The 20,266-nt window shown below is 62.6% G+C and carries 17 protein-coding genes; 11 read left to right on the forward strand and 6 right to left on the reverse strand.

What is annotated here, in order from left to right:
- Positions 1–8: 8 nt before the first annotated feature.
- From uppS to lpxB, 11 genes are all read left to right on the forward strand, one after another.
- A complete protein-coding gene (gene uppS / locus BW967_RS08325) occupies positions 9–761 on the forward strand; it encodes a polyprenyl diphosphate synthase (RefSeq protein WP_076484602.1) in 753 nt (250 codons plus the stop codon).
- A complete protein-coding gene (locus BW967_RS08330; RefSeq protein WP_076484603.1) occupies positions 758–1,549 on the forward strand; it encodes a phosphatidate cytidylyltransferase in 792 nt (263 codons plus the stop codon). Before uppS ends, BW967_RS08330 begins: the two co-directional genes overlap by 4 nt.
- 3 nt (positions 1,550–1,552) lie before the next feature.
- Entirely contained in the window at positions 1,553–2,725 is a 1,173-nt protein-coding gene (gene dxr / locus BW967_RS08335; RefSeq protein ID WP_076484604.1) for a 1-deoxy-D-xylulose-5-phosphate reductoisomerase, read from the forward strand.
- Between the two features lie 3 nt (positions 2,726–2,728).
- On the forward strand, positions 2,729–4,066 hold the full coding sequence (gene rseP / locus BW967_RS08340; RefSeq protein ID WP_076484605.1) for an RIP metalloprotease RseP: 1,338 nt from the start codon (positions 2,729–2,731) through the stop codon (positions 4,064–4,066).
- Between the two features lie 120 nt (positions 4,067–4,186).
- Positions 4,187–4,360 carry a hypothetical protein gene (locus BW967_RS18695; RefSeq protein ID WP_170952682.1) on the forward strand — a complete coding sequence of 58 codons (174 nt, stop codon included), beginning with the start codon at positions 4,187–4,189 and terminating at the stop codon, positions 4,358–4,360.
- 119 nt (positions 4,361–4,479) lie between these two features.
- A complete protein-coding gene (gene bamA, locus BW967_RS08345) occupies positions 4,480–6,876 on the forward strand; it encodes an outer membrane protein assembly factor BamA (RefSeq protein ID WP_083952052.1) in 2,397 nt (798 codons plus the stop codon).
- 7 nt (positions 6,877–6,883) lie between these two features.
- Positions 6,884–7,573 (forward strand): OmpH/Skp family outer membrane protein, encoded by a 690-nt coding sequence (locus tag BW967_RS08350; RefSeq protein ID WP_083952054.1) that lies wholly within the window; start codon positions 6,884–6,886, stop codon positions 7,571–7,573.
- Between the two features lie 82 nt (positions 7,574–7,655).
- Positions 7,656–8,117 carry a 3-hydroxyacyl-ACP dehydratase FabZ gene (fabZ, locus tag BW967_RS08355; RefSeq protein ID WP_076484607.1) on the forward strand — a complete coding sequence of 154 codons (462 nt, stop codon included), beginning with the start codon at positions 7,656–7,658 and terminating at the stop codon, positions 8,115–8,117.
- A 2-nt stretch (positions 8,118–8,119) separates the two neighbouring features.
- A complete protein-coding gene (gene lpxA, locus BW967_RS08360) occupies positions 8,120–8,914 on the forward strand; it encodes an acyl-ACP--UDP-N-acetylglucosamine O-acyltransferase (protein WP_076484608.1) in 795 nt (264 codons plus the stop codon).
- Complete coding sequence (locus BW967_RS08365; protein ID WP_076484609.1) at positions 8,911–9,735, forward strand: LpxI family protein; 825 nt, start codon at positions 8,911–8,913, stop codon at positions 9,733–9,735. The genes lpxA and BW967_RS08365 overlap by 4 nt, the downstream gene beginning before the upstream one ends.
- Positions 9,732–10,880, forward strand: a complete 1,149-nt coding sequence (gene lpxB, locus BW967_RS08370) for a lipid-A-disaccharide synthase (RefSeq protein WP_076484795.1) — start codon at positions 9,732–9,734, stop codon at positions 10,878–10,880. Before BW967_RS08365 ends, lpxB begins: the two co-directional genes overlap by 4 nt.
- Here the strand turns inward: lpxB and BW967_RS08375 are convergent.
- Genes BW967_RS08375 through BW967_RS08400 form a run of 6 tightly spaced genes read right to left on the reverse strand, consistent with a single transcriptional unit; the run spans position 10,877 to position 20,103 of the window.
- Entirely contained in the window at positions 10,877–11,614 is a 738-nt protein-coding gene (locus BW967_RS08375) for a LamB/YcsF family protein (protein WP_076484610.1), read from the reverse strand. The genes lpxB and BW967_RS08375 overlap by 4 nt on opposite strands.
- A complete protein-coding gene (locus BW967_RS08380) occupies positions 11,611–12,624 on the reverse strand; it encodes a 5-oxoprolinase subunit C family protein (protein WP_076484611.1) in 1,014 nt (337 codons plus the stop codon). Before BW967_RS08380 ends, BW967_RS08375 begins: the two co-directional genes overlap by 4 nt.
- Entirely contained in the window at positions 12,621–13,343 is a 723-nt protein-coding gene (locus BW967_RS08385; protein ID WP_076484612.1) for a 5-oxoprolinase subunit B family protein, read from the reverse strand. The genes BW967_RS08380 and BW967_RS08385 overlap by 4 nt, the downstream gene beginning before the upstream one ends.
- The gene (locus BW967_RS08390; RefSeq protein WP_076484613.1) at positions 13,343–14,224 is read right to left on the reverse strand and encodes a transglutaminase family protein; all 882 of its coding nucleotides are present in this window, start codon (positions 14,222–14,224) and stop codon (positions 13,343–13,345) included. The genes BW967_RS08385 and BW967_RS08390 overlap by 1 nt, the downstream gene beginning before the upstream one ends.
- A gap of 5 nt (positions 14,225–14,229) precedes the next feature.
- Positions 14,230–16,641: a circularly permuted type 2 ATP-grasp protein gene (locus tag BW967_RS08395; protein ID WP_076484614.1), complete on the reverse strand. Its 2,412-nt coding sequence runs from the start codon at positions 16,639–16,641 to the stop codon at positions 14,230–14,232.
- An 18-nt stretch (positions 16,642–16,659) separates the two neighbouring features.
- A complete protein-coding gene (locus BW967_RS08400) occupies positions 16,660–20,103 on the reverse strand; it encodes a transglutaminase family protein (protein WP_076484615.1) in 3,444 nt (1,147 codons plus the stop codon).
- Positions 20,104–20,266 lie beyond the last annotated feature (163 nt).

Here is a 20,266-nt window from a genome sequence, read left to right on the forward strand (position 1 = left end):
GGCAGTTCATGGCCGCGACCGAGCCCAGCTCTGAGCCAGCGACCGGGGGCGGCATCACCGATTACGGGGTGCCGCATGTCGCCATCATTATGGATGGCAACGGCCGTTGGGCCAAACAGCGCGGCTGGCCGCGGCTGGTCGGCCATAGAAAGGGCGCAGAACGGGTGAAAGAAATCGCCCGGGCCTGCCCCGATCTTGGGGTGAAATACCTCACGGTCTATGCTTTTTCGACCGAGAACTGGAAGCGCTCGACCGAGGAAGTGCTGGGGCTGATGGCGCTGTTCGCGCGCTACATTCAGCGCGAGGCAGATGCGCTTTCTGCCGAAGGGGTGCGGATGCGCTTCATCGGCAACCGTGAACCGCTTGATCCGAAGCTGGTCGCGCTGATGGAAGGGATCGAGGCGCGAACCTCGGGCAATTGCCGGCTCAATCTGACGGTCGCCATCAACTATGGCGGGCGTGATGAATTGCGCCGCGCGGCCGCAGCTTTGGCGGCCGAAATCGCGGCGGGTCGTGCGCCGGACAGCGTCACCGAAGCCGATCTTGAGGCCTATCTGGATACCGCTGGGTTGCCCGATCCGGATTTGGTGATCCGCACTTCGGGCGAGACGCGGACCTCCAACTTCTTGCCGTGGCAAGCGGCTTATTCCGAATATGAATTCACGCCGACGCTTTGGCCTGATTTCACGCCGCAAAAGATGGCGGGAATTTTGGCCGATTTCGCCACACGTGATCGGCGTTTTGGCGGAGTGAAAGCATGAGTGCGAATTGGTCCGATCTGCGCGCGCGCACCCTTTCGGGGATCGCCATGGTCGCCGTGGGCGGCTTTGCGATTTGGTGGGGCGGGGTGGTCTTTGGGCTTCTGGCCGCGCTGGTCGTCACGCTGATGATCTGGGAATTGGCGCAGATGACGACACCCGAGGGCGTGTCGGGTCTGCATGCGAAAGCGCTGGCGGCTTTTGCTGGGGCGCTCACGCTTTTGGTGCTGTTTGTGCCCAATGCCATCACCCGGATCGCGCTTTTGCTCCCGGTGATCGTGGGCACGCTGCTGCCGCGCCGCGACAAGCCGATTTTTGCCGCTTACGCGTTTTTTGTCATGGCGACGGGCTATGCGTTGATCATGTTGCACCATTGGATTGGCGCGCTTGGGATTTTGTGGCTCGTGGCGGTGGTCGTGGCCTCGGATGTGGCGGGCTATTTTGCGGGCCGCGCGCTTGGCGGGCCAAAGTTCTGGCCGCGCTTTTCGCCGAAAAAAACCTGGTCTGGCACCGTGGCGGGCTGGATCGGCGCGGCGGGGATCGGCGCGCTGTTCTGGGTGATTGGCATGGGCAGCGCGGTGCTGATCCCGCTCTCTGCACTTATCGCCTTTTCCGGCCAAATGGGCGACATCGCCGAAAGCGCGATCAAGCGCCGCATGGGTGTGAAAGACAGCTCCAACCTTATTCCGGGGCATGGCGGGCTACTGGATCGCTTTGATGCGCTGATTGGCGCAGTTTCCATTCTGCTCCTGATCTATCCTCTATTGCCGCAGAACTTTTTCGGAGGATAAGTCATGCGACGCGTTTCGGTTTTTGGGGCCACCGGCTCGATCGGGGTCAATACGCTTGATCTGATCGCCCGCCGTCCGGGCGCGTTTCAGGTGGTGGCCCTGTCGGGTGGGCGCAATGTGAAATTGCTTGCCGAGCAGGCGCGCCAATTCAACGCCGAACTGGCCGTAACCGCGCATGAAGAGTGCCTACCCGCATTGCGCGATGCGCTTGCGGGCACGGGAACCGAGGTTGCCGCAGGCACGCAGGCTTTGGTCGAGGCCGCGCTGCGTCCCGCTGATTGGGTGATGAGCGCTATCGTCGGCGCAGCGGGCTTGGCGCCGGGGTTTGCCGCGCTCTCGCAAGGCACGACGCTCGCGCTTGCGAACAAAGAATCGCTCGTCACCGCCGGGCCGCTTTTGCTGGCCGAGGCGAAAAAACACGGCGCGCGCATCTTGCCCGTCGATAGTGAACACTCTGCCGTGTTCCAAGCTTTGGTGGGCGAGGATATGGCCGCGGTGGAGCGGGTGATCATCACCGCCTCTGGCGGGGCATTCCGCGATTGGCCGCTCGAAAAGCTGAAAGACGCGACGGTTGCGCAAGCCTCCACCCACCCGAACTGGGCAATGGGGCAGCGCATCACCATCGACAGTGCCTCAATGTTCAACAAGGCGATGGAGCTAATTGAAACCAAAGAGTTCTTTGGCCTGCCGCCGGAAAAGATCGAAACCATCGTGCATCCGGAATCGCTGATCCATGCGCTCGTGGGCTTCAAAGACGGTGCGCTGATGGCGCATCTGGGCGCGCCCGATATGCGCCATGCGATTGGCTATGCGCTCAACTGGCCCGAACGTGAAGATCTGCCGGTGGAACGGCTCGACCTTGCCAAAATCGCTGCGCTCACCTTCCGCGCGCCTGATGAGGTGCGCTTCCCGGCGCTGCGGCTTGCGCGCGAAACGATGGATATGGGCGGCACGGCGGGCGCGGCTTTCAACGCCGCGAAAGAAGCCGCATTGGACGCCTTCATCGGTGAAGAAATCGGTTTTCTGGCCATGACCACGCTCGTTGACCAAGTGCTTTCGGAAATGACTGCGCGCCATGACCTTGGCAAACCGCTTTCCGATCTCGATATGGTCTATGAGACCGACGCCACGGCGCGCGCCCTTGCACGCCAGATGATCCCGAGCCTGAGGACCTGACCCTTGGAATTCCTGCCCGATTTCGGCAACCTGCTTTACACCATCATCGCCTTCATCCTTGCGCTTTCCGTGATCGTTACGGTGCATGAATACGGCCATTACATCATTGGCCGGATTTGCGGCATCAAGGCCGAGGCGTTCTCGATCGGCTTTGGCCCGACGCTGATCAGCCGCAAAGACAAACATGGCACCGTCTGGAAACTTTCGGCGATCCCGGCGGGGGGCTATGTGAAGTTTCTGGGCGATGCCAATGCGGCGTCCGCAGGCGCTGACGAAGGTGCGATGGCGGCGCTGAGCGCAGCCGAGCGGCGGCAAACCATGCATGGTGCTCCGCTTTGGGCGCGTGCCGCCACGGTCGCGGCGGGCCCTGCATTCAACTTCATCTTGTCGATCTTCGTCTTTGGGGCGGCGATCTGGTGGCAGGGCACGGCCGTTGAGCCGCCGCGCGTGGCCGAGATTGTCGCGCTGCCGAATGGCTCGGGCGATCTGCGCCCCGGTGATGCGGTGCTCGCCATCGAAGGCGTGGATCTGCCCGATTACAGCGCGTTGATGGACATTTCCACACCCGAAGCGCCGTTCCTGACCTATCGCATCAACCGCGATGGCGCGGATATGGAGGTCGAAGGGCCGCAAATCGCGCCGCCGCGTGCCGATCAGGTGGTACCGCAATCGGCGGGCTATGAGGCGGGGTTGTTGGCGGGCGATGTGATCACCGCGATTAATGGGCAAGAGATTTGGCGCTTCGAAGACATCGTAGCCGCCGTCGATGCCACCAAAGGCGCGCCGCTGGATTTGCAAATCTGGCGCCCCGGCGAGGATGGCACGAGCGAGACCCTGAACATCACGCTTTCGCCCAAAATCATCGACATTCCGCAAGCCGATGGCAGCTTTACCAGCGACTATAAGATCGGGCTGATGGCGGGGATGGGCTTTTCGCCCGAAACCGAGCGTGGCGGCGTTGGCGAGGCGCTTGTGAACGGCACCAAACAGACCTGGCGCACCGTCACCGCCTCTGTCTCGGCGATCGAGAATATGGTCTTGGGCAATATCTCGAGCTGTAACCTGCGCGGTGCGATTGGCATTGCCGAAGGGTCGGCGGCGGCGGCCAAATCTGGCTTGGCCGATTTCATCTGGTTTATCGCGCTTTTGTCCACCGCTGTGGGCTTTATCAACCTGATGCCGATTCCCGTGCTGGATGGCGGTCATTTGATGTTCCACCTGTGGGAAGGCATCACTGGCAAGCCGCCGTCAGATCGTGTGATGTCGATGATGGTCTCGGTCGGTCTTGCGCTGGTGCTGAGCCTGATGGCCTTTGGCCTTTGGAACGACATCTCTTGCTAAAAGAGACGCTTTCGCGCTTGGCCTTTCGGCTCGGCGCAAAAGCCTCATTTTCGCCATATTCAGCCGCATTTGCGCCGCAATAGAGGGGTAACCCGATCCTGACGGATAGGGAGCACTCTCATGACGATGGTTCTGGCAGAAGGTTATCGCGGCTTGTCGCTGGTGTGGGATCTCACGCTGGACCGTCTGTTGATGCCCGCCGCGATCATGGTCGCGCTTTCCGGGGCCGCCGTGATCGGCGTGCAATTGCATGAGATGATGGGCCCGATGGCGCCCGCCTCATACCAGCTTTAAGACCTCTTTCCCACAGCGCTTCACTCTATCGCCGCTTGGCCGCTCAGTCGCTTTGACAAGGCCGTTCTTTCTCGCTAGTCACAAACAAGATGTTGCAAAGACACTGGCGGGGTAAAGGGATGACGAACCGGCTGCAGGGCGCAAAACCCACGGCGAAAACGCGCAGGCTTGGCCATCGCGCACGGGTTTTGGCGACGACCACCTTCCTTGCCGTTGCGGCGCCGATTGCCTTTGTGGGCGCGCCGGTCTTGGCGCAAAGCTATTCCTTCCAAAAGGTCGTGATCGAGGGCAACGAGCGCGTTGAACCCGAAACGATCCTTGGGTTTGCGGCCATCGGCAAAGGTCAAAGCCTTGGGGCCGGGGCGCTCAACGATGCCTATCAGCGCCTTCAAGGCTCGGGGCTTTTCCAAAGCGTTGAACTGATCCCGCGCGGCGCGACGCTGACGATCAAGGTGCAAGAATTCCCGACGGTGAACGTGGTCGATTTTGAGGGCAACAAAGCGCTCAAAGACGAAATCCTCTCCACGGTCGTGAAAACGCAACCGCGTCGCATTTTCTCGCCTGCCTTGGTTGAAGCGGATGCTGCGGCGATTGCGCAGGGCTACGCCGAGGCGGGGCGTTTGAACGTCCGCGTCGATCCGAAAGTGATCAAGCGCTCAGGCAACCGCGTCGACGTGGTGTTTGAGATCAAGGAAGGCGCCGTTTCCGAGGTGAACCGCATCACCTTTACCGGCAACCGCTCCTATTCCGATCGCCGCCTGCGCGACGTGCTGGGAACGAAACAAGCGGGCATTTTGCACCGCCTTATTCAGCGCGACAATTTCGTGGCCGACCGGGTTGCGCTGGACCGGCAGATGCTGCTCGATTTCTACCGCTCGCGTGGCTACCCCGATGTGGAAGTGACGGGTGTTTCTTCGGAAATGACCCGCGACCGCGAAGGGTTCTTCATGACCTTCAACATCCGCGAGGGCCAGCAATACCACTTCGGCACCACCACGGTTGTCTCTGAAGTGAGCGAGCTGGATGCTGCGGATTTCGAAGGACTGATCAAAATCCGCGATGGCGCGATCTATTCGCCGGCCGCTCTCGACTATGCTGTGACCCGGATGGAAGAGGTCGCGCTGCGCCAAGGCGCGAATTTCGTCCGCGTCGATCCGCGCATCACGCGCGATCCGCGCACGCAAACGCTCAATGTCGAATTCGCGCTGGTGCGCGGTCAGCGCGTCTTTGTTGAGCGCATTGATATTGAGGGCAACACCACGACGCTCGACTCGGTGGTGCGGCGGGAGTTCAACACGGTCGAAGGGGACCCCTTCAACCCGCGTGAAATTCGCAATTCGGCGGAACGTATCCGCGCGCTTGGGTTCTTCTCGAAAGCGGATGTCGAATCGCGCCAAGGCTCTAGTGCCGATCAGGTTGTGGTCGACGTGAACGTCGAGGAACAGCCCACTGGTTCGCTGAGCTTCGGGGCGAGCTATGGTGCCTCGCAAGGCTTCGGGGTCAACGCCTCGTTGGAAGAAAGCAACTTCCTTGGGCGCGGGCAATATCTGGGCGTTTCGATCGGGACGACCGCTGACAACCAGAGCAACTCGATCGACTTCATCGAACCGCATCTTCTTGGGCGCGACCTGAAGGGCCGCATCCGGCTGTGGTACAATACGTCGGAAAGCGACAGCACCGACTTCGACACGAAGATGTATGGGATTTCGCCCTCGATCGAATTCCCGATCGCGCGGAACTCGCGGCTGGAATTGCGCTACACTTGGGCCAGCAACGAGCTGAGCGGGGTGACGAGCCAAGCTGATGCTGTGGCGGATGCGGATATCGATGACAACTACTGGTCTTCTTGGGCGCTTGAGCAAGAAGAAGGTAAGCGCGACAGCTCTGCCATCGGCTATACCTACACCTATGACACGCGCCGCACCGGGATCGACCCGCGCTACGGCTTCACCTTCCGCCTGAGCCAAGATTTGTATGGTCTGGGGGGAGATGTTGAAGCGCTTAAAACCACCGCGCTGTTGCGTGCAGAGAGGAAGGTCTTCCATGAAGACGTGATCTTGCGGGCGGAGCTTGAAGGTGGGGCGATTGCCGCACGTGGCGGCACCGCGCTCACGATCTTGGATCGCTTCTCGGGCAATGGCAAAATTCGTGGCTTCGAAAGCTATGGCTATGGCCCGCGTGATAATGCCGCCAACAACGAAGATGCGATGGGCGGCAAGTATTTCGCTGCGCTGCGCCTTGAAAGCGAATTCCCCGTGGGGCTTCCCGAGGAATACGGCATTCATGGCGGCCTCTTCTTCGATGCGGGCTCGGTCTGGGGGCTTGATAACACCGGTGGTGGGGCCACAGGCGGTAATGAGATTGATGACGGTTTCAATCTGCGCACGGCGGTCGGCTTCTCGGTGTTCTGGGATTCGGCGCTTGGCCCGCTGCGGTTGAACTTCTCGAAAGCGCTTCAGAAAGAAGACTATGACCTTGAGCAAAGCTTCGATCTGACGATCTCGACGAAGTTCTGAGCGGCGCATGCGAGGCATTTGTCCGCATATCTTTGCAAGGCCGGGGGGGCTCCCCGGCCTTTTGCGCGCGAGCCTTTTGGGTGTTGCGCTGTTGCTTCCCATCGCTGTGCCCGTATCCGCGCAAGATGGGGCAGGGGCGCATGCGCCGCTTCCGGTGCTGACCATGGATGTGGAAGGGCTTTTTGAGCGCACGCTCTGGGGCAAACGCATCATGTCCGAACTCGCTGCGGAATCTGCGGCGCTCACGGCGGAAAACAACCGTATCGCCGATGATCTGATCGCCGAGGAAAAATCGCTGACGGATCGTCGTGCTTCGCTTGCCCCGGGGGCCTTTCGCGCCGAGGCCGATGCTTTTGACGAACGCGCGACCGGGATCCGCAATGCGCAACGCGCGAAATCTCAGGCGTTGAGCCAAAGCTTTGAAAACCAGCGGCAGGCTTTTTACACCACCGTTGCGCCTTTGATGGATGAGTTTTTGGCCTCGCGTGGGGCTGTGGTGCTGCTTGATCGGCGGGCGATCATTCGCGGGCTTGAGGCGGCTGACATCACCGATGAACTGGTCGATATGGTCAATGCGCGCATGGGCGACGGCTTGACGCAGTCCCTGCCAGACACACCCGCCCCATTGGGTGATCTGCCTGCGCCGATGCCGCAACCCCCAAGCTTACCCGACACTACGCGCCCCTCTGGGAATTGACGTGGCGACGGCGCGCCTTGAAAACCGCGCCCGGCAAGGCTAGCAAAGCCAAAAGGCTGACCCGTTTCAGGAAGGACCGAAGATGAGCGACCCCGCACCCTATACCTCTGCCGATCTGAGCCTGATCAAGCGGATTATCCCGCATCGCTACCCGTTCTTGATGGTCGATAAAGTGCGCGACATCGTCCCCTTTGAAAGCGCGGTCGGGATCAAGTGCATCACCAACAACGAACCGCAATTCACCGGTCACTTCCCGGAAGAGCCGGTGATGCCCGGTGTGATGATCGTCGAGGCGATGGCGCAAACCGCGGCCGTGGTTGTTGGCATTTCGATGAATGTGATCGACAAACCCTTGGGCACCTATTTCATGGCGCTTGATGCGTGCAAATTCCGCCGTAAGGTGGTGCCGGGCGATGTGCTGGAAATGAAAGTCACAGTGAAACGCGGTGGCGGCAAAGTCTGGAAGTTCTTGGGCGAATCCTTCGTTGAGGGTGAATTGGCCGCGAGCGCCGAATTCACCGCGATGATGGATCTGAAAGGCTGAGTATGAGCAGCGACGCGCAGGCATGTATCCACCCCTCGGCGGTGATCGAGGAAGGTGCCAGCATCGGCCCGGGCTGTAAAATTGGCCCGTTTTGCCATATTGGCGCGCAGGTGAAGCTTGCGGCGAATGTTGAGCTGAAATCGCATGTGGTGATTGCGGGCAATACTACGGTGGGCGAGGGAACGGTTGTCTTTCCCTTCGCTTCGCTCGGCCAGATCCCGCAAGATCTGAAATATCGCGGCGAGGAAACGCGGCTGGAAATTGGCGCGCGCAACCGTATCCGCGAATATGTCACGATGAACTGCGGCACAGAAGGCGGCGGCGGGCTCACCAAAGTGGGCGATGATGGGCTTTTCATGGCGAACAGCCATGTGGCGCATGATGTGCAAATTGGCGACCGGGTGATTTTGGTGAATTCCGTCGCCGTGGCGGGCCATTGCGTGCTTGAAGATGATGTGATCATCGGCGGGTTGTCGGGCGTGCACCAGTGGGTGCGCATCGGGCATGGGGCGATCATCGGCGCTTTGTCGATGGTGACGGCTGATGTGATCCCGCATGGGCTGGTGGCTGGGCCACGCGCTGCGCTTGAAGGGCTCAACCTTGTCGGGCTGAAGCGGCGCGGCGTGGCGCGCAGCGACATTAGCGCGCTGCGTGCGATGTTCACCGAACTGGGCGCGGGCAATTTCCGTGACCAAGCCCGCAAGCTTTCGGACGAAGGCAGCGAGAGCGACATGGTGCGCGAAGTGCTCGATTTCATCCTTGGTCCGTCGGACCGCAGCTTCCTGACGCCGCAATGAGCGGGGCGGGGGCTATTGGCGCGGAAACCGCGCTGATTGCGGGGCAGGGCAGCCTGCCGGCCCGGCTTGTGGCCGCAGCGCCCGAAATGCTCGTTTGTGTGCCCGAAGGCGCGCCCGCGCCGGTCAAGGGCATTGGTGTGTTGCATTTCCGGGTCGAGCGGCTGGTGCCTTTGTTTGACGCTTTGGCCGAGCGTGGCATCACCCGGGTGTGCTTGGCGGGCGCGATGCAGCGTCCTAAGCTTGAACCCGAGATGTTTGACGCCCGCACTGCTTCCTTGGTGCCGCGCCTTGTCGGCGCGATGCAGGCGGGGGATGACGCCACGCTTCGCGCAGTGATCGGGCTCTTTGAAGAGTTCGGCTTTGAGGTGATTGGCGCGGACGCGATCTGCCCTGATCTGGTTCCGGTTGAGGGGCTGATCTGTGGCACCCTGACCGAGGAAGACAGAGCCGATGCCGAACGCGCGGCTGAGATCGTTTCCGCCCTTGGCGCGGTGGATGTGGGACAAGGCGCGGTGGTGGCGCGGGGGCTGTGTTTGGCAGTTGAAGCGCTTCCCGGCACCGATGCGATGCTCGATTTTGTCGCCGCGCATCGCGCGCTTGCGCCGGGCGCCAAGACCGGGGTGTTTTTCAAAGCGCCGAAACCCGGCCAGGACCGCCGTATTGACCTGCCCGCGATTGGCCCCAACACCGTGGCCAAAGCCGCTGCCGCAGGTTTGGCGGGCATCGTCTTTGAAGCGGGCGGCGTTTTGCTGATTGATCGAGACGCCACCGTGCAAGCCGCCGAAGCGGCGGGCATATTCCTGTGGGGCCGCAGCGCATGAAGCTGTTCCTCCTCGCCGGTGAAGCCTCGGGGGATAAGCTTGGTGCTGCGCTGATGGCGGCGATGAAAGACCTCGCGCCCGGCGTGGAATTTGCCGGGATCGGCGGGCCGGAGATGGAGGCCGAGGGGCTGACAAGCCTGTTCCCGATGCAGGAGCTGTCGGTGATGGGCATTGCCGAAGTGCTGCCCAAATACCGCGCCTTGAAGCGCCGCATTGCCGAGACCGCGCAGGCGGTCAGTGCCTTTGCCCCCGATGCGCTCATCACCATCGACAGCCCCGATTTTTGCCTGCGCGTTGCGCATTTGGTGAAAGAAGCCAATCCCGCGCAGAAAACCGTGCATTATGTGGCGCCCTCTGTCTGGGCATGGCGGCCAAAGCGCGCGACCAAAATGGCGAAAGTGATCGACCATGTGCTCGCCCTTTTGCCCTTTGAGCCGCCCTATATGACCGCAGCCGGGATGAGTTGCGATTTTGTCGGCCATCCGGTGGTGGCAGAACCCCGCGCCACTGAGGCCGAGGCGGCCGAGTTTCGCGAAACCTTCATGATCGGCCCTGATCAGCCCTTAGCTCTGTGCCTGCCCGGCTCGCGCGCGGGGGAGGTCAAACGCCTTGGCCCGCGTTTTGACGAGGCGCTGATGCGGCTGCGTGACCGTGAACCGGGGCTGCGCGTTGTGGTGCCCACGGTCAAAGGCGTGGCGAAACTGGTGCGCGATATGACGGCGCGCTGGCCCGTTGCGCCGATTGTGGTGGAGGCCACGGCCGACAAACGCGCCGCCTTTGCTGCGGCGGATCTGGCGCTCGCGGCCTCTGGCACCGTCAGCCTCGAATTGGCCGCGAGCCGCACACCGATGGTGATTGGCTATGACGCCAATTTTCTGTCGTGGCATATTATCTCGCGGCTCTTGCGGGTGGATACGGTGACGCTGGTCAACCTCGTGTCTGAGACCCGCGCCGTGCCCGAATTCCTTGGCCCCGCCTGCAAGCCCGGCGCGATGTCGGGCGCGCTTTTGGAACTGCTCGAAAACCCCACCAAACGCAAAGCGCAGCTAGACGCGATGGAGCGCACCATGCAGCGCCTTGGCGCGGGCGGCGAGCCACCGGGGCTGCGCGCGGCGCGCTCTGTTTTGGCGTTTTTGAACCGTTAGAACCGCGCGAGCGTCACTCCCGCCGCTTGCAATTGCGCGCGCAAGGCCCGCGCCATTTCCAGCGCTTCGGCAGTATCTCCATGCAGGCAGATCGTGTCGATCTTCGCCGGGATCCGATGGCCGCTTTTGGCGATGATTGCGCCCGCGCGCAGCATCGTCAAAATCCGCTCTGCGGCGGCGCCGGCGGCATGCAGCACCGCGCCGGGCAGGGAGCGGTCCATGAGCGTCGCATCATCATTATAGGTGCGGTCGGCGAAAATCTCGCCCACCCAAGCGGCCTCCATCTCGCGCGCTGCGGCTTCTTGCGCGGTGGCGGCGAGCACCATGATTTTCAGGTCCGGCACTACGTCGAGCGCGGCTTTGTAGCAGGTGCGTGCAAGGGCGGCATCTTCGGAGGCCATATTGGCCAGCGCCCCGTGCAGCTTGAAATGATTGAGCTTTAGCCCGTTGGCCTGCGCCACCGCCTGCATCGCCCCGGTTTGATAGGTGATGAGGTCAGTGATTTCGTTCACGCTCAGCGCCATCCGCGTGCGGCCAAAATTCGCCCGGTCGTCAAAGCCCGGATGCACGCCCAGCCCAACGCCTTTGTCCGCAGCCATCCGCAGCACCCGCGCCATCTCAAGCGGCCCGCCCGCATGCAGCCCCGCGCAGATGTTGGCCGAGGTCACCACATCGCAAAGCGCATCGTCCGCCCCCGCGCCTTCGCCCATATCGGCATTCAGATCGGTGTTCATAGATCCTCCTCATCGCCGCGCACCACGCCCGAGATCAGTTGGTAACTGAGCAGATCGGCAATGTCATGGGGGTCACGGATCAGCGGTTGCAGCGCTTTGCGAAGCTGGGCAAGGAGGGCGGGTTCTTCGGGCGAAAGCGCCTCTGCCTCTGCGAGCGTGACCGGGGCAAGTCGCAGCGCCGTGCCGGGGCGGGCTTGCGCGGCAATCGGCAGATCGGCGGGGATCACCGTGCCCAATCGCGGATAGCCGCCAATGCTTTGACAGTCCGCGAGCAAGATCGTGGGTTGGCCGGAGCCGGTGGTTTGCACATCGCCCGGCGTGATGAAATCCGATAAAAGCCCCGCCGTTTGGCTGGCAAAGGGCGCGCCCTCATGCGTCAGCGCCACGCCTTGACGGCTGCCAGCGCCTGCGCGAAACGGGGTGGCAAAGGCGCGGGTGCGGGTCGCTGCATCAAACAACTCTGTCTGTGGCCCCGGCATCACGCGCAAGATGCCGCCTTGGAAACGCGGTTCAAGCGGCAGGCGCTGCGCGGGGGTATCGGGCGCAGGGTCGGGACCGAGGGGGAGGCACATGCCCGCGTTCACCACCGTGCCAAGTCCGGCGCTTGCCAGCGTCGCGCGCGCCCCGAGTTGCAATGGCGTGGCAATGCCACCGGCAAAGGAGATGTAGCCATAAATTCCCGCCTCTGCGGGGCCGATTTCCAGCACCTCGCCCGGCGCTAACGTGTGGCTTGCGTTCCAAAGCAGCGCGCGGCCTGCAAGGCTTGCCCGCATCGGTGCGCCGGTCAGCGCGATGCGGGTGGGGCAAGTCGCGCGAAACCGTCCGCCGGTGAGCGGCATTTCCAAACAAGCTTGCGGGGTGGTATGGTCCAGAAGCGCTGCTGCCTCCCATAAAGCGCGGCGATCTGCGGCCCCGCCGATGGAAAGGCCAAGCGCGGTGAAACCGGGCCGCCCGAGGTCTTGGACGGTGATTTGTGACGTGACCGCAAGCACTTCGAGCGCATTCGTCATTTCGGAAAACTCCGAATGGCGCCACCCATCGGGTCACCCGTGGCCTCAAGCGCGCTGATTTCCGCCTCAGTCGCCTCTGTGAACCGCAGCCGATCACCGGGGCGCAGTAGAAACGGGTCTTCGGCCCCCGGTGCAAAGGGGCGCAAAGCGCAGCGGCCAAGCGCGCGCCAGCCTGTTGGGGAGGTTTTGGCAAAAAGCACGATCTGGCGGATCGCGGTGGTGATCGTGCCCGGCGCGACTTGGGGGCTGAGGTCCGGCATGCGCGGCATGTCCCAATGCGCCGGGAGCATCCCCAGATAGGGCTGGCCGGGGGCGAAGCCCAAGGCGAGCACGCGTAACTCCATGTTGCAAAGCTCTGAAATGATGTCTGTTTCGCTGCGCCCAGCCCGTTGTGCGACCTCGATGAGTTGCGGGCCAGCAGTGCCGCCAAAGCAGGCGGGCACCAGAAAATGCCGCGGCGCGGGCAGGCGTGGCGCGGGGGCGGCGAGACGTTCTTGCAGCGCGCTCACAAGGTCCGCCCGCGCGGTTTCGCTGCGCAGAAAACGCAGCAAAACAGAGCCAAGCCCCGGCGCAACCTCGCATTGTCCGGGCAGCGGATCGGCCTCAAGTGCGGCGGCCAAAGCTTGTGCGGCAAGGTTTGCATCGTCGGAAAACTGGGTCGTAAAGCGCACCAGCACCCCATCGAGACCGAGGGGCAGAATTTCGGGGGTGTCAGGCATCAATCTTCCAGCGGCAGCACATCGACCGATTGGCTGGTATCGGCCCCACCTGCCGAGCGCAACGCCCCGCGCACCGGGGCCACATCATCATAATCGCGCCCGACGGCGACGGTGATGTAATCTTCGCCCGCCGGTTGGTCATTCGTCGGGTCATATTCGATCCAGCCCATTTCCCGGCCCGCCCAAGCGCGTACCCAAGCATGCATCGCATCCGCGCCTTCAAGCCGGGGTTCGCCCGGCGGCGGGAAGGTGCGCAAAAAGCCCGAGACATAACCCGCCGGAATGCCAATGCCGCGCAAAGCCGCAATCATCACATGAGTGAAATCTTGGCACACGCCGCGCCGGTTCACGAAAGCCTCGCGCATTGGCGTGTCAACGGTTGTGGCCTCGGCATCAAAGGTCATGCGGTGGTAAAGCGCGTGGCCAATTGCGGCAACGGCAGAGGCCGCCGTGGCATTGCGCGGGCAGGCGGCGCGGGCAAAGGCGGTGATTTCGGAACAGGGGGTCACGCGCGGCGAGGCGCCCAGAAAGTGATGCGGGGCCGCAGGCGAAAGCGTCATCTCGGCGGTGATCTCGGCTTGCAGGTCATGCAGTGGCGGCGAAAGATCCAGTGGTTCGGGCGCGGCCAAGCGGTCCACCCGTGCGCTAAGTTCAAATTGCGCCTCGGCCACCGGGTGATGCCACGCCACCGAGGTCATCCAATTGCCAAAGAAATCCGGGAGGTCACGGCGTTCTTCGGGGGTAGGGGTTACGGTGAGCCGCCGGGTCCAGACCCGCTGGCGCCCCGGTATTTCGGCTGGCAACAGCCGCAGCAGGTTGCGCAAATGGTCCGAGGGAGCGGCATAGGCGTAATCAATGCTCAGGCGGATATCATAGCGCATGGGGCTCACCGCAGATAGCGTTGCGAAACGAGGTTTGAGACATCGGCCAATTCGCCGCGCATCTCAATCAGCCGTTCCGTGGTGATATCATCAGGGCTTGCCACCGAAAGCAGGCTTTCGACCGGCACGATGGCCCGCGATAGTGCCGCCAAGCGCCCCTTTTCGCGTGCATAGGGCAGATCGGCGGCCAAAGTGCGCAGCCGCCCCACTTGGAACAGAAGCGAGCGTGGGTTGTCGCCATCAAGGGCAAGCAGGTCCACCACCGTGTCGCGCGATCGCTCCATCCGGTAGCGGCGCTGATGGGTGATCACGCTGTCGCCCACTTCAATCGCGATATCAAGCGCCCCGGTTGGCGCACCGGGGTCGGCAAAGGTGGCAAGCACGGCGGAAAGCGCATCGGCACGTTCAAGCGCGCGACCAAAGCTGAGGAAGGTCCACCCTGAGAAGCGATACATATTTTCATGCACAAGACCAGAAAACCCGGTGATCTTGCGCAACAGCACCGACATGGCGCGGGCGGAATCATCGCCCGGCTGCGCGGTTTGGTGCATTTGCCGCGCGGTTTTCGCCAAATCTCCAAGCGCCGACCAACCATCGGTCGAGAAACGGTCGCGCACCTTAGAGGCGCAGGCCCGCGCGGCCTCAAGCCGGTCAATCAAGGCGCTTGGCACCGGCTCTTTCAGGTCGATCCCATAGCCTTCAAGGAAGTGCCGCAACAGTCGCAGCCGCGCATCTTCGGTGTTGTCGGTGGCGGCAAGGCGCAAATGATAGGCGCGGATCAGCCGGATCGCATCTTCGGTGCGTTCCACATAGCGCCCGAGCCAGAACAGGTTATCCGCCGCACGGGCGGGCAAAATACCGGGCGAGGCGCGGCGCACCCCGCGCGAGGGGCGCGGCAACAGCGTGTCTTGGCGCACCGGGCGGTCGCCCACCACCCAGACATCGGCCACTGCACCGCCGCGCTGCATGGCCAGCGCGGTCGTGTCGCCCGAGCGGCCAATTCGGGCATAGCCGCCCTTCATAAAGATCCAACGGCCATTGGCATCGCGCGCGGCAAAGACCCGTACCGTCATCGGGCGCGGCTCAATTCGGTGTTGGCCTTCGCCCGTATCCACCCATGCGGGCGTGGTCGAAAGCGTCACCGCCTCTTGGCCGACCAGCATGTTGCCTTCTGCCTCCAGCCATTCGGCAATCGAGGCGCGGGCCGAGCCCCGGAACGCACCGCCAAGCGCGGTGGTGGCGCCCAGATCAAAGGGCAGATCGCAGGCATAGGCCGAGCCGATCATCATGTGTTCGGCATTGTCGCGTACATAGGCGCGCTCGGACCCGCCGCCGCACCACCAAGTCGCGATATTGGGTAGCTTGAGCGGCCCGCCGGTCAGCACCTGACAGATGCGCGGCATGAAGGCGAGCATGGCGCGCATCTCAAGCACACCCGAACCCAGCGCATTGACCATCGCCAGATTGCCCGCGCGCACCGCCTCTACCAGCCCCGGCGTGCCGATACGGGAGGTGGCGTCAAGCTCCACCGGATCGGCGAAGGTCGCGTCAATGCGGCGCCACAAAACGCCCAAAGGCTGCGGGCCTTCGATGGTGCGCACCATTGCTTGCGCGTCTTGCACCAAAAGATCTTCGCCTTCCAAAAGCGGCAAGCCCAGATAGCGCGCGATATAGGTATGTTCGTAATAGGTGTCGTTCGAGGGGCCGGGGGTCAGGATCGCCGTCGCCCGTTCGCGCCCGCCGCTGCCTTGGGCCACTTGTTCGAGCGCTGCACGAAAGGCGCCGAAATAGCCCGCAAGGCGGTGGATATGGGCGCGTGGAAACCGTTCGGGGAAAATCCGGCCTGTGGCCATGCGGTTTTCCAGCGCGAAGCCCGCGCCAGAGGGCGCATTGGTGCGATCGCCGAGCACGAACCAGCCGCCATCGGGCGAGCGGCCAATTTCAAAGGCGATCACATGCAGGTAATGCCCGCCGCGCGGGGTCGCCCCCACCATCGGGCGCAGCCATTGTTTGGAGCCGGCAATCAGTTCGGCGGGCAAATGGCCGTCGCTGACCAATTTGCCGGGGCCGTAAAGATCGGCCACCACCGCTTCCAGCAAATCCGCGCGTTGCGTGAGCCCGGCGCAGATCGTGTCCCATTCCTTTTCATGCAAAATGACCGGGATATGCGAGAGCGGCCAAGCGCGCTCGCTCAGCGGCTCGTTCGAATAGTGGCGAAAGAACACCCCGGCATCGCGCAGATATTGATCGGCGCGTTCAAACCTCGCCGTGACCTCGGCCGGGGAGAGCCGTGCGAAACGATCCACAAAGCGGCGCCACACGGGGCGCATTTCGCCCGCGGCATCAAACAGTTCATCCGCCACCCCCGGACGAAGGTGATAGGCCTCAAACAGATTGGGGGTGGGGTTGGCGGTCATGGCTCACATCTTTTTGCCTCACTCAAGCCCGATGGGGCGGCGCAGGTCAAGCGTCAACGGAAACTCCGGATGTGGCACCTCGGGGGCTGGGGTATAACTGCCACCGCTATGGCCATATGGTTCAAACCGCGCCAAGCGCCGTGCCTCAGCCTCATAGGCATTGACGGGGAAGGTGTCATAATTGCGCCCACCGGGATGCGCGACGTGATAGGTGCAGCCCGCCAAAGCGCGCCCGGTCCATGTGTCATAGATGTCAAAGACCAAGGGCGTGTTGACCGGCAATACAGGATGCAAAGCGGCGGGCGGTTGCCACGCTTTGAACCGCACCCCCGCGACCGAAGTGCCAGAGGTTTGCGTGCGCGCAAGCGGCACCGGGCGTTGGTTGCACATCACGGTGTAACGGTCTTGGTGCAGCGAGGTCAGTTTCACCTGCAACCGCTCAACCGAGCTATCGGTGTAGCGCACCGTGCCGCCAATCGCGCCGGTCTCGCCCAGCACATGCCAAGGCTCTAAAGCTTGGCGCAGTTCCAGATGCACGCCCTCGGCCTCCACCTGCCCGCAGAAGGGGAAGCGGAATTCAGATTGCGCCTCAAACCAGACCGGGTCGAAGTCAAAGCCATGCTGGCGCAGATCGGCAAGCAGGCTCAGCAGGTCTTCCCACAGGTAATGCGGCAGCATGAAACGGTCATGCAGCACTGTGCCCCAACGCACGGGGCGGCCCTTCACCGGCGCATTCCAGCACCGCGCGATGAGCGCGCGGAGAAGCAGTTGCTGGGCAAGGCTCATGCGCGGATGCGGCGGCATTTCAAAGCCACGGAACTCCACGAGCCCGAGCCGCCCTGTGGGGCCATCGGGGGAGTAAAGCTTGTCGATGCAAATCTCGGCGCGATGGGTGTTGCCGGTCACATCAATCAGCATGTTGCGTAGCAGCCGGTCCACCAGCCACGGCGGCGGCAGCGGGCCACCCCCCACCGGATCGCCAATTTGCGACAACGCGATTTCCAGCTCATAAAGCGTGTCGTGGCGCGCCTCATCAATGCGCGGGGCTTGGGAGGTCGGGCCGATGAACAGGCCCGAGAACAGATAGCTCAGGCAAGGATGGCGCTGCCAAATCAGTATCAGCGATTTCAGCACATCGGGGCGGCGCAGGAACGGGCTATCATTCGGCGTTGCGCCCCCCACAACCACATGGTTGCCGCCCCCCGTTCCGGTATGGCGGCCATCAATCATGAATTTATCCGCGCCAAGGCGGGAATTGCGCGCCTCTTCATAAATCGCCTCGGTGGTGGCGACGCAATCTTCCCACGAATGCGCGGGGTGGATGTTCACCTCGATCACGCCGGGGTCGGGGGCGACGCGGATCACGTTGAGGCGCGGGTCATGCGGCGGCGCGTAGCCTTCGATATGAATGGGCAGGTTCAACTCTTCCGCCGTCGCCTCGGCGCTGGCGATCAGATCCAGATAATCTTCCAGCGTGTCGCAAGGCGGCATGAAGAGGCAAAGTTTTCCGTCGCGCGGCTCCAGCGTCAGCGCCGTGCGCACCGCGCCGCCCGATGGGTCTGTGCCCGCGCCCAGATGCGTGTCTTGCGGCTGCATTGCTTGGCGTTCGGCCTCTGGCGCACCGGGGATCGACCCCTGCGCATGGCCGGGCGTGACAGGGGGCAGCATTGCCTCCCGCTCGGCTTCCTCTTGCGCCAAACGGTCAATTTCGGCCTGCACCGCGCGGCGGCGCTCGGCCACGGCGGCGTGGAAATCGGGCAGGGGGGCCAGCTCCACCGTCGGGTCCGCCGGGTAAGCATAGGGGTAGGCGGCAGGCGGAATATAGGGCAGCGCGCCTAAAGGCAGCCGGAAGCCCACCGGGCTATCGCCGGGAATGAGGAAGATATGCCCGCGCCGGGGTTTCCACAGCTCCGAGCGCCAGCGCGCAGGCTTGTCGGCGGCTTGCCACATCGGCTGAATGGGCAACACATAGCCAGAGGGTTCGGTGAGGCCACGGTTGAAGACCTTCGCGTAACGCGCGCGATCTTCTGGGTTTTTCAGCTTTGAGTTCTGCGGCGAGACATTCGGCGGCAGGTTCGCTTCTTTCAAGATCCACTCGCCGGGATCTTCATAGGCAGGTTGGGCAAAGGCCGGGTCTAGGCCCAATTTCTCGGCAAAGGTGGCCATGAATTGACCGGCCTCCTTCGCCCCCAAGGGCTGGGGCGCGGCCTCGTGCGCGACCAAATCGGGGTTGCGCCAGACCGGCTGGCCATCGCGGCGCCAGTAGAGCGAAAAGGTCCAACGCGGCAGGCTTTCGCCCGGATACCACTTGCCTTGGCCGTAATGCAAAAAGCCGCCCGGCGCGAAGCGATGCCGCAAGCGGCGGATCAGATCATCGGCGAGGCCGCGTTTTTGCGGCCCGACCGCTTTTGTGTTCCATTCCGCCGATTGGAAATCATCCACCGAGACGAAAGTGGGCTCGCCCCCCATCGTGAGCCGCACATCGCCTGCAGCAAGCGTTTCATCGACTTTGCGGCCAAGCGTGTTGAGCCGATCCCATGCCTCATCGGAAAACGGCTTGGTGATGCGTGGGTGTTCGGCCACGCGTTTGACCTGCATGTCAAACTCAAAGCCGACCTCCGGCGCACCCGCCGAGGAAAAGCCCCCCGCAATCGGCGCGGCATTGCGGTAATGCGGCGTGGCGGCCAGCGGAATATGGCTTTCCCCCGCCAGCAGGCCCGAGGTCGGGTCCAGTCCCACCCAGCCCGCGCCGGGCAGGAACACCTCAACCCAAGCATGCAGATCGGTGAAATCCACCTCGGTGCCAGAGGGGCCATCGAGCGCTTTCACATCAGGGGCGAGTTGGATCAGATAGCCCGAGACAAAGCGCGCCGCAAAGCCCAAGTGGCGCAACACCTGTACCAAAAGCCAAGAGGAATCACGGCACGAGCCAGAGGCTTTTTCCAGCGTTTCATCAGGTGTTTGTACGCCCGGCTCCATGCGGATCGTGTAATTCACCTCGTTCGAGATGCGCGCATTCAGCGCGACCAGAAAATCTACCGTGCGGGTTTGGGTAAAATCCACCGTGCCAATGAATTGCGCGAGCCGCGGGCCCTCGGGTTCGGGCGTGCGATAGATGCTCAGGTCTTCGCGCAGCTCCTCAGGGTAGTCAAAGGGCCAAAGCTCGGCGCTTTCCTCCAAGAAGAAGTCAAACGGGTTATAGACCGTCATATCAGCGACCAGATCGACCTCGATCTTGAATTCCGTCACCGGCTCGGGGAACACAAATCGCGCCAGCCAATTGCCATAGGGGTCTTGCTGGTGGTTCACAAAATGCCCGCCGGGGCTCACCTTCAGGCTGTGCGAAATCACCCGCGTGCGCGAATGCGGTGCCGGGCGCAGCCGGATGATTTGCGGGCCCAATGTCACCGGGCGGTCATAAGTGTAATGTGTAAGGTGATGAATGGATGCGTGGATCGCCATGAAAGTCCCCTGTCCTTGGCCCGACTTTAGGCGGGCTACGCGTCGGTGCCATGTCAAAGCGTCACTTTTCATCTTTAGGCTGTGGAATTTCGGGCAGGTGCCTAAAAATTGAACGCTGCAGTGCAGCATTTTTGCCGGAGCACACGTAAAAAGCGATGCTGCA

This window comes from Rhodobacter aestuarii, from assembly GCF_900156655.1.
Lineage (GTDB): Bacteria > Pseudomonadota > Alphaproteobacteria > Rhodobacterales > Rhodobacteraceae > Rhodobacter > Rhodobacter aestuarii.

Excerpts from the sequence above, each read along its gene's own strand:
- BW967_RS08330 (WP_076484603.1), top strand. The coding sequence starts at position 758 with ATGAGTGCGAATTGGTCCGATCTGCGCGCGCGCACCCTTTCGGGGATC.
- BW967_RS18695 (WP_170952682.1), top strand. The coding sequence starts at position 4,187 with ATGACGATGGTTCTGGCAGAAGGTTATCGCGGCTTGTCGCTGGTGTGG.
- lpxB (WP_076484795.1), top strand. The coding sequence starts at position 9,732 with ATGAAGCTGTTCCTCCTCGCCGGTGAAGCCTCGGGGGATAAGCTTGGT.
- BW967_RS08385 (WP_076484612.1), bottom strand. The coding sequence starts at position 13,343 with ATGCCTGACACCCCCGAAATTCTGCCCCTCGGTCTCGATGGGGTGCTG.
- dxr (WP_076484604.1), top strand. The coding sequence starts at position 1,553 with ATGCGACGCGTTTCGGTTTTTGGGGCCACCGGCTCGATCGGGGTCAAT.
- BW967_RS08390 (WP_076484613.1), bottom strand. The coding sequence starts at position 14,224 with ATGCGCTATGATATCCGCCTGAGCATTGATTACGCCTATGCCGCTCCC.
- lpxA (WP_076484608.1), top strand. The coding sequence starts at position 8,120 with ATGAGCAGCGACGCGCAGGCATGTATCCACCCCTCGGCGGTGATCGAG.
- bamA (WP_083952052.1), top strand. The coding sequence starts at position 4,480 with ATGACGAACCGGCTGCAGGGCGCAAAACCCACGGCGAAAACGCGCAGG.
- BW967_RS08350 (WP_083952054.1), top strand. The coding sequence starts at position 6,884 with ATGCGAGGCATTTGTCCGCATATCTTTGCAAGGCCGGGGGGGCTCCCC.
- uppS (WP_076484602.1), top strand. The coding sequence starts at position 9 with ATGGCCGCGACCGAGCCCAGCTCTGAGCCAGCGACCGGGGGCGGCATC.
- BW967_RS08380 (WP_076484611.1), bottom strand. The coding sequence starts at position 12,624 with ATGACGAATGCGCTCGAAGTGCTTGCGGTCACGTCACAAATCACCGTC.
- BW967_RS08375 (WP_076484610.1), bottom strand. The coding sequence starts at position 11,614 with ATGAACACCGATCTGAATGCCGATATGGGCGAAGGCGCGGGGGCGGAC.
- BW967_RS08400 (WP_076484615.1), bottom strand. The coding sequence starts at position 20,103 with ATGGCGATCCACGCATCCATTCATCACCTTACACATTACACTTATGAC.
- fabZ (WP_076484607.1), top strand. The coding sequence starts at position 7,656 with ATGAGCGACCCCGCACCCTATACCTCTGCCGATCTGAGCCTGATCAAG.
- BW967_RS08395 (WP_076484614.1), bottom strand. The coding sequence starts at position 16,641 with ATGACCGCCAACCCCACCCCCAATCTGTTTGAGGCCTATCACCTTCGT.
- BW967_RS08365 (WP_076484609.1), top strand. The coding sequence starts at position 8,911 with ATGAGCGGGGCGGGGGCTATTGGCGCGGAAACCGCGCTGATTGCGGGG.